17 protein-coding genes are annotated in these 14,584 nt (G+C 62.8%); 6 read left to right on the plus strand and 11 right to left on the minus strand.

Annotated elements, in window-relative coordinates; genetic code table 11:
- Positions 1-1,995, minus strand: coding sequence for a methyl-accepting chemotaxis protein (locus CUJ84_RS01065; RefSeq protein ID WP_105004865.1), 1,995 nt, complete (start codon positions 1,993-1,995; stop codon positions 1-3).
- Between the two features lie 433 nt (positions 1,996-2,428).
- On the opposite strand from CUJ84_RS01065, the gene CUJ84_RS01070 reads away from it, so the two are divergent.
- Positions 2,429-3,304, plus strand: coding sequence for a transporter substrate-binding domain-containing protein (locus CUJ84_RS01070; protein ID WP_105004866.1), 876 nt, complete (start codon positions 2,429-2,431; stop codon positions 3,302-3,304).
- Between the two features lie 137 nt (positions 3,305-3,441).
- Here CUJ84_RS01070 and CUJ84_RS01075 read toward each other — a convergent pair whose 3' ends face one another.
- The 5 genes from CUJ84_RS01075 to CUJ84_RS01095 all read right to left on the minus strand — a co-directional run bounded on the left by CUJ84_RS01075 (position 3,442) and on the right by CUJ84_RS01095 (position 6,598).
- Positions 3,442-3,855 (minus strand): tellurite resistance TerB family protein, encoded by a 414-nt coding sequence (locus CUJ84_RS01075; RefSeq protein WP_018072434.1) that lies wholly within the window; start codon positions 3,853-3,855, stop codon positions 3,442-3,444.
- A gap of 101 nt (positions 3,856-3,956) precedes the next feature.
- Positions 3,957-4,667 carry a thermonuclease family protein gene (locus tag CUJ84_RS01080; RefSeq protein WP_105004867.1) on the minus strand — a complete coding sequence of 237 codons (711 nt, stop codon included), beginning with the start codon at positions 4,665-4,667 and terminating at the stop codon, positions 3,957-3,959.
- Between the two features lie 11 nt (positions 4,668-4,678).
- Complete coding sequence (locus tag CUJ84_RS01085) at positions 4,679-5,344, minus strand: S24 family peptidase (RefSeq protein ID WP_105004868.1); 666 nt, start codon at positions 5,342-5,344, stop codon at positions 4,679-4,681.
- Between the two features lie 116 nt (positions 5,345-5,460).
- A complete protein-coding gene (locus tag CUJ84_RS01090; RefSeq protein WP_105004869.1) occupies positions 5,461-6,108 on the minus strand; it encodes a response regulator in 648 nt (215 codons plus the stop codon).
- Between the two features lie 91 nt (positions 6,109-6,199).
- Positions 6,200-6,598: a hypothetical protein gene (locus CUJ84_RS01095; protein ID WP_105004870.1), complete on the minus strand. Its 399-nt coding sequence runs from the start codon at positions 6,596-6,598 to the stop codon at positions 6,200-6,202.
- 176 nt (positions 6,599-6,774) lie between these two features.
- On the opposite strand from CUJ84_RS01095, the gene CUJ84_RS01100 reads away from it, so the two are divergent.
- Together CUJ84_RS01100 and CUJ84_RS01105 are read left to right on the plus strand one after the other, a co-directional pair.
- On the plus strand, positions 6,775-7,128 hold the full coding sequence (locus CUJ84_RS01100; RefSeq protein ID WP_105008060.1) for a DUF952 domain-containing protein: 354 nt from the start codon (positions 6,775-6,777) through the stop codon (positions 7,126-7,128).
- Positions 7,125-8,213 carry a quinone-dependent dihydroorotate dehydrogenase gene (locus CUJ84_RS01105; RefSeq protein WP_105004871.1) on the plus strand — a complete coding sequence of 363 codons (1,089 nt, stop codon included), beginning with the start codon at positions 7,125-7,127 and terminating at the stop codon, positions 8,211-8,213. The genes CUJ84_RS01100 and CUJ84_RS01105 overlap by 4 nt, the downstream gene beginning before the upstream one ends.
- On the opposite strand, the gene CUJ84_RS01110 is transcribed toward CUJ84_RS01105, so the two are convergent.
- From CUJ84_RS01110 to CUJ84_RS01120, 3 genes are all read right to left on the minus strand, one after another.
- The gene (locus CUJ84_RS01110; RefSeq protein WP_105004872.1) at positions 8,189-9,535 is read right to left on the minus strand and encodes an MATE family efflux transporter; all 1,347 of its coding nucleotides are present in this window, start codon (positions 9,533-9,535) and stop codon (positions 8,189-8,191) included. The genes CUJ84_RS01105 and CUJ84_RS01110 overlap by 25 nt on opposite strands.
- 85 nt (positions 9,536-9,620) lie before the next feature.
- Complete coding sequence (locus tag CUJ84_RS01115; protein WP_105004873.1) at positions 9,621-10,118, minus strand: CAP domain-containing protein; 498 nt, start codon at positions 10,116-10,118, stop codon at positions 9,621-9,623.
- Between the two features lies 1 nt (position 10,119).
- Positions 10,120-10,386: a DUF6460 domain-containing protein gene (locus CUJ84_RS01120; protein WP_105004874.1), complete on the minus strand. Its 267-nt coding sequence runs from the start codon at positions 10,384-10,386 to the stop codon at positions 10,120-10,122.
- A 251-nt stretch (positions 10,387-10,637) separates the two neighbouring features.
- On the opposite strand from CUJ84_RS01120, the gene CUJ84_RS01125 reads away from it, so the two are divergent.
- Together CUJ84_RS01125 and CUJ84_RS01130 are read left to right on the plus strand one after the other, a co-directional pair.
- Positions 10,638-11,570 carry a class I SAM-dependent DNA methyltransferase gene (locus CUJ84_RS01125; RefSeq protein ID WP_105004875.1) on the plus strand — a complete coding sequence of 311 codons (933 nt, stop codon included), beginning with the start codon at positions 10,638-10,640 and terminating at the stop codon, positions 11,568-11,570.
- Between the two features lie 213 nt (positions 11,571-11,783).
- Complete coding sequence (locus CUJ84_RS01130; RefSeq protein WP_027686092.1) at positions 11,784-12,419, plus strand: YitT family protein; 636 nt, start codon at positions 11,784-11,786, stop codon at positions 12,417-12,419.
- A gap of 387 nt (positions 12,420-12,806) precedes the next feature.
- Here CUJ84_RS01130 and CUJ84_RS01135 read toward each other — a convergent pair whose 3' ends face one another.
- Together CUJ84_RS01135 and CUJ84_RS01140 are read right to left on the minus strand one after the other, a co-directional pair.
- Complete coding sequence (locus tag CUJ84_RS01135; protein ID WP_105004876.1) at positions 12,807-13,268, minus strand: carboxymuconolactone decarboxylase family protein; 462 nt, start codon at positions 13,266-13,268, stop codon at positions 12,807-12,809.
- A gap of 22 nt (positions 13,269-13,290) precedes the next feature.
- On the minus strand, positions 13,291-13,791 hold the full coding sequence (locus tag CUJ84_RS01140; protein WP_105004877.1) for an RrF2 family transcriptional regulator: 501 nt from the start codon (positions 13,789-13,791) through the stop codon (positions 13,291-13,293).
- Between the two features lie 133 nt (positions 13,792-13,924).
- Between CUJ84_RS01140 and CUJ84_RS01145 the strand changes: the two genes are divergently transcribed.
- On the plus strand, positions 13,925-14,557 hold the full coding sequence (locus CUJ84_RS01145) for a YitT family protein (RefSeq protein WP_105004878.1): 633 nt from the start codon (positions 13,925-13,927) through the stop codon (positions 14,555-14,557).
- The last annotated feature ends 27 nt before the right edge of the window (positions 14,558-14,584 follow it).

Here is a 14,584-nt window from a genome sequence, read left to right on the forward strand (position 1 = left end):
TCAGAATTCCGTCCAGTCGGGATCCTGGCTCGGCGATGTGCTGCCGCCGGCGCCGAAGGCGTTGGCGATCTTCTGGCCGAGCGCGCGGGCCGGTGAGGCGGCCGGGCGGGCAGCACCTTCGCGGGCGACACGGATCGGGGCTGCCCTGGCTGCCGGGCGGGCGGCAGCGCGTGGTACTGCTGTGGCGATTGGCGCACTCGTGGTGAAGCCGCCGGTGCCGGTCAGCCTGAATTGGCCGAGCAGGTTGTTGAGCGCTGCCGCTTCCGTTGCCAGGTTGTGGCTGGCGGCGGTGGATTCCTCGACCATCGCTGCATTCTGCTGCGTGCCCTGGTCCATGGAATTGACGGCGGTGTTGATCTCCTGCAGTCCGATCGACTGTTCGCGGGAGGCTTCGGCGATTGCGTGGACGTGCTGGTTGATCTCCTGCACCTCTTGGACGATCGCGTCGAGTGCCTTGCCGGTTTCGCCGACCAGCGAGACGCCGGTCTGCACATGCGTGCCGGAGGTGCTGATCAGCGCCTTGATCTCCTTGGCGGCCTTGGCCGAGCGCTGGGCGAGCTCGCGCACTTCCTGGGCGACGACCGCAAAGCCCTTGCCGGCTTCGCCGGCGCGGGCCGCTTCAACGCCTGCGTTCAAGGCCAAAAGATTGGTCTGGAAGGCGATGTCGTCGATGACGCCGATGATGTTGGAGATTTCGCCTGAGGACTTCTCGATCTGCTGCATGGCGGAGACGGCCTTGCGGACGATCTCGCCCGATTTTTCAGCGCCGAGGCGTGTGCGGGCGACGAGCTGGCTCGCCTCCTCGGTACGCTTGGCGGCGTCGCGCACCGTCGTTGTGATCTCCTCCAGCGCCGCTGCCGTCTCTTCGACGGAGGCCGATTGCTGTTCCGTCCGCTGGGAAAGCTGGTCTGCGGAAGAGCGGATCTCATTGGCGCCGGCGCCGATCGCCCGGGCATTGGCGCCGACCGTATGCAGGGTTTCGTTGAGCTTCTCGACCGAGTTGTTGAAATCCTCACGCAGCGCATCGAGATGCGCGACGAAGGGTTCGTCGATATGCGAGGCGAGATCGCCGGCGGCAAGGCGGCGCAGGCCGTCACCGAGTGCGGTGACGGCGCGTTCCAGTTCGGATGCTTCACGGACCTTCTGCGCCTCGCGTTCGCGGCGCTCGCTGTCGCTGACGTTGCGGTCGGCTTCGGCGCGCGCTTCAATCCGGCCACGCTCGATCGCATTGTCGCGGAAGACCAAAACGGCCTTTGCCATCTGGCCGACTTCGTCGCCGCGGTCGAGGCCGCTGACATCGCTCGTTGTATCGCCCTCGGCAAGCCGGGTCATGCGCTGGCGCAGCCGCGTCATCGGGCCGGCGATGCCCTTCTGGGCGACGAACACGCTGAAGCCGACGGCGGCGAGAACGGCGATGCCGATCAGCACGAAACAGAAGACGATCCGCCCGTTGACGGAAGCCGAGAGCGCGTCGCCGCCATCGTTGAGCATCACCATCATCGCATCATTGTTGGCGATCATCTTCGGCGTCAGCGCATTGAGCTTGGCATTGATCAGGGCAACATTCGAAAGCGCTCCGGCGCTGTCCTTGGCTTTGCTCTGTTCGATGATCTTGTTGGACAGGGTTTCGATCTCATCGATGCCCGCCTGGATTTCATCGATCGCGGGCTTGCGGCTGGGCACCAGCGCCAGCGCCTGCTTCATGCGGTCACGCGCCTGCGGCAGCTTGCTCGGTGTGGCGAGCGCCGTCTGGAATGCTGGCGTATCGGGCTTCATGTCGGCAAGCAGGGTGACCTGCAGCACCGAGGCCACCGCCGATGCGCTGGCGCGCGCGCTCAGCATCGAAGCCTGTGCCTCGTGATCGATGAAAGCGCTATAGGCGGCGTCCGCACGGCGGAACTCGGAGATGACATAGATCAGCCCGGCCATGGTGATCAGCCCGAGCAGCGCCACGACCGATATGATTTTTGTGCGGATTTTCAGATGTTTCAGCATGGAAATGTCACCCGATTGACGGGGCGCATCGCGCGCCCGGTGCTTTTGAAATCAATTGTTGCAGAAAACGCTGCTTCAATATCGCGGTTGAGGGATTACGTTTGGGCTGACGCTTGCATCATGCGATCGGCTGGCGGGGTCCGATGTCGTCGCAACAAATAAAAGGCGATATTCTTTAATTCCGCGCTAACAGAGGGCGGCGGATGACTGTGATTTTTAGGGGCTGAATTGTCGTCCAGGTGCGTTGCCATGGCTGTCGGTCCGCGCCGGTGGCTGCCCCTCACCCTAACCCTCTCCCCGTAAAAACGGGGAGAGGGGACGTGCCCTCAGCACGACCCAGCTCACCTCCACGCATATTCCCCACCAGGCATGACTCTGATACATCTCGCCGACGCCGCAGTGCTTCGCGCTTAATCCAGAGACCAAGATCACGATGATGCAATCCAAGCCGGCATCCCTGACTCTGAAGGGTTTTTTCGCGTTCGGCCTGTTGCTGGCGACGCTTTTTTCAAGTTTTGCCGCATCCGCCCAGCAGTCGTCCCCCTCGCTGCCGCTGCTCTTCGATGCACGCGAACGTCTTGCGAGGCCCGATCTCTCCTCGCTGGTGCGCCTACGTTTCCTGACGTCGGTCGATTTCCCGCCCTTCAATTTCACCGATCAGAACGGCAAGCTCTCCGGCTTCAATGTCGATCTCGCCCGCGAAATCTGCAGCGAACTGGAGATTTCAGACAAGTGCCAGATCCAGGCGATCCCCTTCGCCGACCTCAGGGACGCGCTCGCCGCCTCGCAGGGCGATGCCGTCATCGCCGGTTTTGCCGTGACCCCGGAGCTGCGCCGGCAATTCGTCTTCTCCAGACCCTATCTGATGCTGCCGGCGCGCTTCGTGCGCAATCTCGCCGTGCCGCTCGACGGAAAGACCGCTGCCGCCCTTTCCAGCCACCCGGTCGGTGTTGTCCGGGGGACGGTGCACGAGGCGATGCTGGCCGCCTTCTTCCCGGCGATCAAGGCCGAGCCATTCGACACAAAGGACGCCCTGCTTGCGGCGCTCAGGGACCGCAAGGTCGATGCCGCCTTTGCCGATGCGCTGCAGCTTTCCTTCTGGGTCTCTTCGCCGGCCTCGGCCAAATGCTGCGCGCTGTTCGACGGCCCCTATCTCTCGGAGCATTTCCTCGGCGAGGGCATGACGATCATGCTGCGGCAGAAGGACAGCGTGCTGACATCCGCCATCGACCACGCGCTCGCCACGCTGTCGCGCAACGGCCGCCTCCAGGAAATCTATCTGCGCTACTTTCCCTACGGGCTCTATTGAAGCCGCTAAAAGACGCGGGACGCGCTCTAAAGCGCGTCGTAATCTTTCAGATTCGCTCCTCGCGCTTTAGGTCTTTGTTTTTTCGCATGTCGTTATCGCAAAACCGCTGCACAGTTTTGCGCGACATGCTTTAGCCTTCAGCCCTTGCGGAACCGGGCAATCGCGCTGCGCTCGATCGCCGCGCAGGTGAGCTTGTCGAGACCGAGCCGGTCGCGCAGCAGGCTGAGCAGCCGCAATTCCTCCGCCTTGACCGAGAGATCGGCAGATGCCACCTCGACGGCCAGCGCATAGGCTGTGTCGTAAAGTTTTGCGGGCAGGGTGTCGCGCACGGTTTCGAGAACGACGTCGAGGCCTTCCGGACCGGCAAGCAGCGAGGCGCAGTCGCGCGCTACCGCAATCAGCTTGTCGTCATCGAAATCCCGGAAAACAGGCAGGAATCCGATCAGTTGGCCGATCCTCTCCAGTTCCCTGTCGTTCATCGTGCTGTCGACGGCGGATGCCATCACCATCACGTAGATCAGCGCATCATGGGCGGAAAGCGGCTTATTCATCTCTGATTCCTTTTTCGATCAGCCGAGATTAGGAATTGGCGACAGCCATTACAAGGGATCGGCCCGATCCGGGCTGTCCGATCGCTTGCCAAGGCTGCCGGTTATTTGCGGCGCGGATCGTCGCCGTAAATGCCTTTTCTTGCCTGCCTGGCCGTCTCGGCGATCTCAGCGAGCGGCGAATTCGCCGCTGCTTCCGCCCAGCCGTTTTCGGCAAGCCATGAGCCGAGATCCTGTGTGCCGAGCCGGCAGGCAGTCGTCGCTGTTTCCTTCCATTCCGCCGTGTCGAGGTCGCAGGTGACGCTGCGGTTGCGCAACAGCAGGCGCAGCGCCGTCTTCGCCATCATGCCGCAAGGCCATTGCCGCTCCGCCGGCCCGCAAATCCTGTCGACCGGCGTCGGCACGATGCCGGCAAGCTGGAGCTTGCGCTCGCCAAAGGAGAGGATGCCGGCATTGTCGACCGCCGGCCGCGCCAGCTCCATCGCCTTTTTCGACGCCGGACTTGCCGTTTTCCCGGCTGCCGTCTCCGCTTGCAGCAGTGCATCGGCCGGTTTGGATGTCACCCCGTCGCCTGGGTCTGGAGCGGGTGGGGCCGCCGGTTCTACCGAGCGAGCAATCATTTCGGCACGGTCGTCCGACATCGCAGCGGGCTTGCCGGCCTCGGGGGCAGTATCCGCCGGTGCTGTCGCCGTCTCCTCTGCGGACGCCGTCTCTTCGCTGGCTGCGCCGCTGCCAAGCCTTGCTTCGCCCGCCATCAGCAGGCCGACCACCACTACCATCCCCGTGATACCTGTGATGAAGGCGGCAGGGCGCATGGAATATCTTCCTATTGGCTGGCCCAGATGATGCGGGCGATCCAGGCGACGTCGGAAAGCTCGAGGATACGGTTGGGATGTTCGGGATTGAGCGACATCAGCTCGATCGATCGCGGGCTCTGGCGCAGCAGCACCTTGGCCATCACCTCGCCCTCGTTTGTGCGCACGACGACGCGGTCGTTGCGGCGCACCTGCGCCCCCGGCTCGACGATCAACACATCGCCGTCGCGGTAGAGCGGCATCATGCTCTCGCCCTGCACCTCCAGTGCATAGACGCCTGATTTCTGTGCCGGCGCGGCCGGAAATTCCACCACGTCCCAGCCCTGGCCGGCCGGAAAGCCGCCATCGTCGAAGAAGCCGCCGGCGCCCGCCTGCGCGAAGCCGAGCAGCGGAATGGAGCCGCCTCGCTGGGGAAATGCGCCTTCCTGCTGTCCGGAAGAGCCGGCATCCGGCCGCATGAAGGCCATAAACTGCTCCATGCTCGCCCCTGTGGCGTCGAGCACCTTGGCGATCGATTCCGTCGAAGGCCAGCGCAGCCGCCCATCGGCGGAAAGCCGTTTCGATTTGTTGAAGGAGGTCGGGTCAAGCCCGGCGCGCCGCGCAAGTCCGGATGGCGTCAGCTCGTGCCGTTCGGCAAGCCTGTCGAGCGCTTCCCAGATCTGGTGGTGTGACAGCATGCGCGATTCCGTCGCGGCTCATTCAACGCCGCGCTCCAACCCGGCGGAATATTAACCGACCGCGCCGCCCGAGTAAAGACAGAAGAGGAATAAAATCCTGTTATCGAATGCTGCGCTCAGGCGACCATCGCCATGTTGATCTTGCCGAGCTGGATCACCGCCTGCGTCCGGCTGTCGACGTCGAGTTTCAACAGGATCGCCGAGACATGCGCCTTGATCGTCGCCTCGGAGACGCCGAGTTCGTAGGCGATCTGCTTGTTCAGCAGCCCTTCGCCAAGCATGGTCAGCACCCGGCTCTGCTGCGGCGTCAGCGTATGCAGGCGGTGGATCAGGTCGGCGACATCGGGATCCTGCTCCTGCCCGTCGCGATAGCTTTCCGGCGTGGCGATGTCGCCGGCAAGCACCGTCTGGATGCTGCGGCGAATATCCTCGATGCCGGAGGATTTCGAAATGAAGCCGGAAGCACCGAGTTCCAGCGCCCGGCGGATCGTCGTCGCGTCGTCGGTTGCCGAGACAATGACGATCGGCAGACTGGCGAATTCGGATCGCAATGCCATCAGGCCGGAAAAGCCGCTGACCCCGGGCATGGCGAGATCAAGCAGCATCAGGTCGGCATCCGCATGGTCGCCGGCCGCCCGGCGCGCGGCAGCAAAATCGCCGGCCTCGACGATCGATTGCCGGCCTTCCATGCCGATCACTGCCTGGCGCAGCGCATCGCGGAAAAGCGGATGATCGTCCGCAATGATGATGGTCTGTTCGTGCATCGAAAACTCCCTCCCAAGAGCCCGATCATGCCTTGCATGCGACGTCATCCCTCCGCGTTGCATGCCGGCTTGCTGGCACGACTATATCAGATCAGGTCTTCTGCGGAAGGGGATTGGTGTTTTCCTCAGCCTGGAACTCCTTCACCATCCCCATGAAACTCTTCATCATCCGCTCCATGATGCTGATCGAACGGTCGACCTCGGCGTCGCTCGGCAGCGCGCGCTGGGCGACATTGCCCTGTTCGAGCGCCGTCACCCGCTTTGCCAGCCGGTCGAGTTCATTCTCATAGGCCGCCCGCTCGTCGGCTGCCATCCGGCAGACGAGGGCGCCGTCCTTGTCCTGGCAGATCGACATCGCGCCGGTCTGCCGGTCGAGCCGGACGAAATGATCGCCGCTCTTCTCCAGCTGAAAGCGGCCGGCATCGGCTTCGGCCGCCGCGGCCGCCAACGGCAGGAGAAAAACGCCAAGCGTCAGAATCAAAACCTTCATCGTCTCATCCTCCGGATTTTCTGGAGCATGATGCCGAAAAGTGTGCGCGGTTTTCGGACGACATCATGCTCTAATTCTGTTCCAGCTGTCCCGTTTTTCGGCGCCGGGGCGTGGACATCGCCGCCTCTTTCCGGCAAAGCCCTCGTGACTAAGGAACAGCCCATCGTGAGGCCATGATGACCCTGACACCGACCCTTTACAAGATCGTGACGGAAACGCTTTGGCAGCAAGCCAGACAAACCGGCACTTTTCATGGCGCCGGCATCGATCTCAAGGATGGCTTCATCCATTTGTCGACGGCGGACCAGGTAAAGCAGACTGCCGCCCTGCATTTTGCCGGCCAGTCCGGCCTGCTGCTGATTGCCGTCGATGGCAGCGGCTTCAGTGACAAGCTGGTCTTCGAGCCCTCGCGCGGCGGCGATCTCTTCCCGCACCTCTACGCCGATCTGCCGCTTGCCACCGTGCTCTGGGAGGCGCCGCTGCCGCTCGACGAAGCCGGCGCCCATGTCTTCCCGGAGCTGCAGCCATGATCGACCCTTTCAAACGTCTCGCCCGCAAGGGTCTCTTCCTGTTCGATCCGGAAACGGCGCACGGCATGTCGATCGCTGCCTTGAAATCCGGCCTCGTGCCCGCCTGCCAGCTGACGCCCGATCCGCGCCTGCGCCAGACCGTTGCCGGCCTTACCTTCGAAAATCCGCTCGGCATGGCCGCCGGCTACGACAAGAATGCCGAGGTGCCGGAGGCGCTGTTGAAGCTCGGTTTCGGCTTTACCGAGATCGGCACGGTGACGCCGAAGCCGCAATCCGGCAATCCGCGCCCGCGCATCTTCCGCCTGGTGGAGGATGAAGGCGTCATCAATCGCCTCGGCTTCAACAATGAGGGCCATGACGCCGCCTTCGGGCGCCTCGCCGCGCTGAGTGGCGGTGGCATGATCGGCGTCAATATCGGCGCCAACAAGGACAGCGAGGACCGCATCGCCGACTATGTCGCCGGCATCCGCCGCTTTTATTCCGTCGCGCGCTATTTCACCGCCAACATCTCCTCACCCAACACGCCTGGCCTGCGCGACCTGCAGGGACGCGAAAGCCTTGCGGTGCTGCTGTCATCAGTGCTTGCGGCGCGTGACGAAATGGCGGCGGCATCCGGCCGGAAGATCCCGGTCTTTCTGAAGATCGCCCCTGATCTGACCGAGGAAGGCATGGACGATATCGCAGCCGAGGCGCTTTCGCATGCGCTCGATGGCCTCATCGTCTCCAACACCACGCTGTCGCGCGACGGCCTCAAGGATCAGCGCCAGGCGAAGGAGGCGGGCGGCCTTTCCGGCGTGCCGCTGTTCGAAAAGTCGACTTCCGTGCTCGCCAGGATGCGCAAGCGTGTCGGCCCGGCCCTGCCGATCATCGGCGTCGGCGGCGTCTCCTCGGCCGAGACCGCTCTGGAGAAGATCAGGGCGGGTGCCGATCTGGTCCAGCTCTATTCCTGCATGGTCTATGAAGGCCCCAGCCTGGCCGGCGATATCGTCCGCGGCCTGTCGAAACTCCTGGACCGCGAAAAGGCCGCCTCGATCCGCGACCTGCGCGACACCCGGCTGGATTATTGGGCGGCGCGGAAGGTCTGATCGGCCCGCGACCGCACCAGCATCGCCAGGAAGAAGCCGCGGAAGAGCAGGAAGGCGTTCATCGCCAGCCACAGGCCGTGATTGCCGAAGAGCGGCACGAAGACCGCGAGCATCAGGAGATAGCCGGCAAAAGATATCAGCATCCGGTTGCGCATGTCGGCCGACCACGTAGCGCCGATGAAGACCCCGTCCATCAGGAAGGCGAGCGCGCCCGTCAGGCCCGTCACCGCCGCCCAGGGCAGATAGGTTTCGGCCGCCTGCCGCACCTCGGGTGAGGTCGTCAGCACCGAGATCAGCCAAGGGCCGGCGAGGAAGAAGAAGGCGGAGCCGAGCGCTGCCAATCCGAAGGACCACAAGGTCGTCAGCTTCAGCCCGCGGTCGAAGGCCGGCCGGTAATGTGCGCCGATCGCCCGGCCGATGATCTGTTCGGCGGCATTGGCAAGCCCATCGAGATAATAGCCGGACAGCAGGAAGAAATTCATCACCACCGCATTGGCGGCAAGCGTCACCGCGCCGAAGCTGGTGCCGATCCGCGTCATGATGGTGAAGGCGCCGATCAGCACGAAGGTGCGGATCAGGATGTCGCGGTTGAGCGCGAAAAGCTCGGCCAGCCGGTGCCGGGAAAAGACCTCGGACCATGCCGGCCGCGCTGCCTTGCCGAAGCCGCGCAGCACGATGAAAAGCCCGGCGAGCGCGCCGACGGTTTCTCCGGCCATCGTTCCCCAGGCGACCCCTGCCACGCCCCAATCGAGCGTCAGGCCGAGATAGATGGAAAGCACGATATTGATGCCGTTGATGATCGCCTGCAGCAGCAGTCCGATATTGCCCTGTCCGCGCCCGAGCACGAAGCCGAGGATGGCATAGTTCGCCAGCGCTGCGGGTGCCGCCAGCATGCGGATCGAAAAATAGGTGCTGGTCGCCTCGGCGATCGCTCCTTCCGCCCCCATCAGCCTCAACCCCGCCGCCATCAGCAGCGGCGAAAGACAGAGCAGCACCAGTCCGCAGCCGAGCGCCGAAATCATTGCCCTGGAGAAGACTGCCTGCTGCTCGTGCTGGTCGCGACGGCCATAGGCCTGGGCCGTCAGGCCTGTGGTCGAAGCGCGCAGGAAGTTGAAGCTGCCGAGGATGAGATCGAAGAGCATAGCGCCGATCGCCAGCCCGGCCAGCGCTTCCGCATTGCCCATACGGCCGACCACGGCGGTGTTCGTCAGCCCAAGCAGCGGCGTCGTCATGAAGCCGAGCGTCATCGGAAGGGCGATCGACAGCACCAGCCGGTGCGTCACGTCAAAAGCAAGCGCGTTGTGATTGCTGCGTGTATCCATGCCGGCCTCGTCGCGACAGCGACACGCGTCGTTTCAGACGCGCAACAGACGCTGCATCACTTGAACTGCTGTAGGCGGAATCACCTCAGCTGGAAAGCACCATGGCCCAATAGGGCAGGTTCCTGGAAGATGCATTATGGGCGACGGCGACGCCAAGGCCGTCATAACGTCCGAGCATGTTTTCCAGGTGATGCGGCGAGTTGATCCAGGCCGTCACCACGGCATCGACGCTCTGCTGGCCGGATGCGATGTTTTCGGCCGCCGGCAGCCGGACGCCGCTCGCCTTGACGCGCGCGCCGAAACTGTCGGTCATCCCCATCAGATGCGCCATCTTGCCGGCGCTCGCCATGCGTTTCGCCTGGAACAGGGCGGCAGTACTCGCCGCCGGATCGACGGCAAGCGGCGGCAGGCCGTTCTTCGCCCTGAGCTGGTTGACGAGCGGCAGCACGCTCGCCGTCTCGTCCTCGCCGTCGGAAGGCGTCCCGGCCATCCGCGGAGTCGTGGTGCAGCCGGCGATGCCGGCGGCGAGCGCAAGTCCGGAAAGGCGCAGCAGGCCGCGCCGGGAAAGATCGATGGATGTCATGTTACCGGCGGTAGCTGAAAAGACGAAGGATGACGAAGAGCGGGATGACGATCGTTGCGCCGAGGATCAGATAGTCGCCGACGCGCCCGAGGGCCGAGAAGCCCCGGTGCCATATTTCCAGGACGAAGTCGCGGACGCCATCGATGATGCTCCAGGGCGTCAGGCCGAAGACCGTCATGACGAAACCGACGATCAGCGACACCACGATAAGCTTTATCAATGTGCGGCCGATTGAATCGCCGAGGAACCTGTTCGCCTGATCGGACATAAGCCATCTCCTGTTTGCCCTTGGAATAAGGTTGCGGCGCGGCGCCCGCAAGCCCTTTCCGGAATTGGCCGCTTCGCCTCTGAAATAGGACTTGAGTTTTTTTGTGGCCGCCGCCAAATGCGGACCGATGCATGTCGCCCGGAAGTGTGCAGCGGTTCCGGGAAAACGACATGCATAAAACAAAGAGCTACAGCATCCTTTGCGTCTCTGAAAAGACGCGCAAAGGATGCTGTAGCCAATAAGGTCCATTGATGCAGTCCCACCAGCTTTCCTCCGGCGATGTTATCGCCGACCGCCGCGCCGATTATGCTCGGATGCTCGAAGAAGGCGGCGAGCCGGAAGCGGCTGCCGAGCTGATGGAACAGGCCCTCGAGCTGGTGCCTGCCTGGGCCGCCGGCTGGTATCGCCTCGCCACCTATCGCGAAAAGGCGGGCAGGGGTGAAACCGCGATCGAGGCCTATCGCAGGACGCTTGCCCTCGATCCCGAAGACATGTTCGGCGCCGCCCTCAAGCTCGCCCTTCTCGGCGACGCGGCCACGCCTGACCTGCCGCCGAGCCGCTATGTCGAGCGCCTCTTCGACGACTATGCCGACCGTTTCGAATCAGCGCTTGTCGAAAAACTCGACTACAGCGTCCCGCAGAAACTTGCAGCGCTCGTCGCCTCCACCGGCAGGCGCTACGAGCTCGCCGTCGATCTCGGCTGCGGCACCGGCCTGCTCGGCCCGGAGATCCGGGCCAATGTCGGCCGGCTCGAAGGCTTCGACCTCTCGCAGAACATGCTGGCGAAGGCCGCCGAGAAACAGGTCTATGACAGCCTCGCCCAGGCCGATCTCGCGCTCGCGCCCGAGCTTTCCGGCGTCTTGGCGGATGCGGCGCGTCATCGCGCCGACCTGGTGACGGCAGCCGATGTGCTGATGTATCTCGGCAATCTCGAGAGCGCCTTTGCCATCGTCGGAGAACTCGCTGCATCAGGCGCCGATATCGCCTTTTCCGTCGAGGATGCAGGGGACGGCGAGGGTTTTCATCTCGCTCCGTCGCTGCGTTACGCCCATTCGGAAACCTATGTCAGGATGCTTCTTGCCCGTCACGGGCTGGAAATCCTGAAGATCGTCAAGTCGGTCATTCGCAAAGATGGCGGAAAACCGGTTTTCGGCATTCTGTTCCTTACGCGCAAGCCCGCGTGAGCGAACATTTCTTGCGATTTTTTAATAGGTCAGCATTGCTTACCTAATTCGCTTGATCGGAAGACCGAAAAACCCGATACTGCACCACATCGGCAGAGAGCCCGGCAATATTACGCCGAAGCGCTCCGGCTTCTTTCATTATGCAAAATTCCGTCGCGCCCGGGTCTTCCCAAGCGCGTTCTTGAACTCGTCTGCCGTGGAGATACTGGCGACATGACACAGATCATCAATGCCCTTGGTTTTTGGAATACGACCGCGACGCGCCACACGCCGATCGAAGACGTGCAGGGCATATTCTCCGGCAGCCTCGTTGCCGCTCTCGGCCTCTATGTGCTCGCCAGCGCCGGCCTTCTCACTGGCAGCACGGCCGGCGTCGCTTTCCTCCTGCATTATGCCTTCGGCGTCAATTTCGGGCTTGCCTTCTTCCTGCTCAACCTGCCGTTCTTCTATCTCTCCTGGAAGCGCCTCGGCATGGCCTTCACCATCAAGACCTTCATCGCCATCGGCCTGACCTCGGTGATTGCCGACGTGCAGTCGCGCTTCCTGTCCATTTCGAGCATCCATCCAGCCTGGGCGGCCCTTCTCGGCGGCCTGCTGCTCGGCTTCGGCCTGCTGGCGCTCTATCGCCACCGCGCCAGCCTCGGCGGTGTCGGCATTCTCGGTATCTACTTGCAGGAGCGGTTCGGCATCCGCGCCGGCCTCGTCCAGCTCGCCATCGATATGTGCGTGCTCGCCGCCGCCTTCTTCGTCACCACGCCGCCTGTCGTCTTTTATTCGGTTCTCGGCGCCGTCGTCCTCAACCTCTTCGTCGCCATCAATCACCGCGCTGATCGCTACATCGCGCTTTAGTTTTACGCCTGTCGTTGTCGCAAAACCGCCGCACACTTTAGCGCGACATGCTCTAACATTACCAATCGGTAAGCCATTCTAAATAAAACGTAACTTGCCTGTCATCGGTCTCGGCGCCAAACTCATCTCGCGCCGGATTTGATGAGGTGAACTATGTCAGATTTGGAAAAACTTGTGAGACGCCGTATGCAGGAAGAATACGCCAAGGGCGCTTCCGCAGAAGAAATTGCGAAAGTCGTCCGAGACCTATTCAATAGCGTCGACCTCTCTGGCAATCGGTTTGACGCCGTTGCCGTACGGGCCACCAGGGATCACGAGTGACCCGATATTCGACCGACCCGAGATTTTCGGGTCGGTTGCAAGGATGATTTCCTCTCAGCAGATATCTCAGGCGGCCTTCGCTGCTGCATCAATCGGATGCTGCGAGCGGAAGCCGACGGCAAGCCGGTTCCAGATGTTGATCGCGCCGATCGCCACCGTGATCTTTGTCATCTCTTCTTCGGAAAAATGCGCCTTCAGCGCCTCGTAGTCGGCATCCGGCGCGCCTGTTTTGGCGATACTGGTCACTGCGTCGACCCAGCCGAGCAGCGCCCGTTCGCGGGCGTCATAGACCGGCGATTCCCGCCAGACGCACATCAGGTTGATCCATTGTTCGGAGAGCCCATCATGGCGGGCTTCCTTCACATGCATGTCGACGCAATAGGCGCAGCCATTGATCTGCGAGGCGCGCAGCTTGATCAGGTGGATGAAGCGGCGCTCCAGCCCGGAGGACTGGACATATTGCTCGAGCGCGGCGACTGCCTTGTAGGCATCGGGAGCGGCTTTGGCGAAGTTGAAACGTGGTTGCATGCTCTTTCTCCTTTGTTATGGCTCAACGAGCCGTCTTGCGTTCATGGATTTCAAGGAAGGCGCAGCCTCTAGCTGCGATCGATCCGTCGTCGACGGTGGCAAGTTCGATGCCGATATCGGCCAGGCTCGTCTTGGCGAGTTCGGCGCGATAGACCCGTTCGGCTTTCAGCATCGCCGCGTTGATGGTGCAGGGCTGGGCGAACAAGCGATCGGAGACCGGGTTCGGTCCGCGCTGGCGGATTTCGGCGCAGCGGAACGCCGGTGTAGACCCCTCGACCGCGAGCACGATGTCGAGCAGCGAAATCTCCTTCGGTGCCTTTGCCAGCCGATATCCGCCCTTCGGCCCCGGTACGGTATCGAGGATGCCGGCGCCCGACAGCGCCTGCAGATGCTTCAGCAGATAACTCGTCGAAACGCCGTGGAATTCCGCCAGCGCGGCCGCCGAAAGCACGCCGCCTTCGGAGAGGCCGGAAAGCATCGCAACGCTGTGAATGGCCTGCTCGACTCCATCGCCCATCTTCATGCATCTGGCCTCCTCAATTCGTGGATAAAAAATATCCACGATTAGGCCAGCTGTCAAGAGGCGTCCTCGTTGCTTGCCACTTGCCTTTATCCTGACCCCGGATAGAAGACGGAAAAGCCGACAGGGGAACATCATGGCATCCAACGCTTTCGCAGGGCTTCTGAATTCCAGCGCCGATCGTCACTCGCTGCTGGACGACGCCCAGGGCATCGTCGCCGGCAGCATGCTCGCCGTGCTCGGCGTATCGCTTCTCTCCGGCGCGGGGCTGCTTGCCGGCGGCACGGCGGGCCTTGCCTTCCTCGCGCATTATGCGACCGGCCTGAGCTTCGGCCTCTGCTTCTTCGTCGTGAACCTGCCCTTCTATTATCTCGCCTTCCGCCGCTTGGGCCTCGCCTTCACCATCAAGACCTTCGCCGCCATCGCGCTCACCTCGGTCTTGTCGGAATTCATCTCGGGCTTCATCAGCATGGCGCATGTCGATCCTATCGCCGGCGCGCTCTTCGGCGGCCTCGTCATCGGCGCCGGCATGCTGGCGCTCTTCCGCCACCGCGCCAGCCTCGGCGGCATCGGCATTCTCGCCCTCTACATCCAGGATCGCTTCGGCTGGCGCGCCGGCTTCGTCCAGCTCGGCTTCGACGGCATCATCCTGGCGCTCTCCTTCTTCGTCGCAAGCCCCTTCATCATCGCCTGCTCGGTGCTCGGTGCGATCGTTCTCAACCTCACGATTGCCATCAACCACCGCAAGGACCGCTATATCGCCATGTGAAAAGCCGCCGCTCTTCTTTTTCCCCGG

This window comes from Rhizobium leguminosarum (assembly GCF_002953715.1).
GTDB lineage: Bacteria > Pseudomonadota > Alphaproteobacteria > Rhizobiales > Rhizobiaceae > Rhizobium > Rhizobium leguminosarum_V.

What these genes read in the sequence shown, in the direction of transcription:
- CUJ84_RS01125 (WP_105004875.1), top strand. Translation starts at nt 10,638, where the DNA reads ATGCAGTCCCACCAGCTTTCCTCCGGCGATGTTATCGCCGACCGCCGC.
- CUJ84_RS01095 (WP_105004870.1), bottom strand. Translation starts at nt 6,598, where the DNA reads ATGAAGGTTTTGATTCTGACGCTTGGCGTTTTTCTCCTGCCGTTGGCG.
- CUJ84_RS01145 (WP_105004878.1), top strand. Translation starts at nt 13,925, where the DNA reads ATGGCATCCAACGCTTTCGCAGGGCTTCTGAATTCCAGCGCCGATCGT.
- CUJ84_RS01110 (WP_105004872.1), bottom strand. Translation starts at nt 9,535, where the DNA reads ATGGATACACGCAGCAATCACAACGCGCTTGCTTTTGACGTGACGCAC.
- CUJ84_RS01105 (WP_105004871.1), top strand. Translation starts at nt 7,125, where the DNA reads ATGATCGACCCTTTCAAACGTCTCGCCCGCAAGGGTCTCTTCCTGTTC.
- CUJ84_RS01090 (WP_105004869.1), bottom strand. Translation starts at nt 6,108, where the DNA reads ATGCACGAACAGACCATCATCATTGCGGACGATCATCCGCTTTTCCGC.
- CUJ84_RS01135 (WP_105004876.1), bottom strand. Translation starts at nt 13,268, where the DNA reads ATGCAACCACGTTTCAACTTCGCCAAAGCCGCTCCCGATGCCTACAAG.
- CUJ84_RS01070 (WP_105004866.1), top strand. Translation starts at nt 2,429, where the DNA reads ATGATGCAATCCAAGCCGGCATCCCTGACTCTGAAGGGTTTTTTCGCG.
- CUJ84_RS01065 (WP_105004865.1), bottom strand. Translation starts at nt 1,995, where the DNA reads ATGCTGAAACATCTGAAAATCCGCACAAAAATCATATCGGTCGTGGCG.
- CUJ84_RS01140 (WP_105004877.1), bottom strand. Translation starts at nt 13,791, where the DNA reads ATGAAGATGGGCGATGGAGTCGAGCAGGCCATTCACAGCGTTGCGATG.
- CUJ84_RS01080 (WP_105004867.1), bottom strand. Translation starts at nt 4,667, where the DNA reads ATGCGCCCTGCCGCCTTCATCACAGGTATCACGGGGATGGTAGTGGTG.
- CUJ84_RS01075 (WP_018072434.1), bottom strand. Translation starts at nt 3,855, where the DNA reads ATGAATAAGCCGCTTTCCGCCCATGATGCGCTGATCTACGTGATGGTG.
- CUJ84_RS01085 (WP_105004868.1), bottom strand. Translation starts at nt 5,344, where the DNA reads ATGCTGTCACACCACCAGATCTGGGAAGCGCTCGACAGGCTTGCCGAA.
- CUJ84_RS01120 (WP_105004874.1), bottom strand. Translation starts at nt 10,386, where the DNA reads ATGTCCGATCAGGCGAACAGGTTCCTCGGCGATTCAATCGGCCGCACA.
- CUJ84_RS01115 (WP_105004873.1), bottom strand. Translation starts at nt 10,118, where the DNA reads ATGACATCCATCGATCTTTCCCGGCGCGGCCTGCTGCGCCTTTCCGGA.
- CUJ84_RS01130 (WP_027686092.1), top strand. Translation starts at nt 11,784, where the DNA reads ATGACACAGATCATCAATGCCCTTGGTTTTTGGAATACGACCGCGACG.
- CUJ84_RS01100 (WP_105008060.1), top strand. Translation starts at nt 6,775, where the DNA reads ATGACCCTGACACCGACCCTTTACAAGATCGTGACGGAAACGCTTTGG.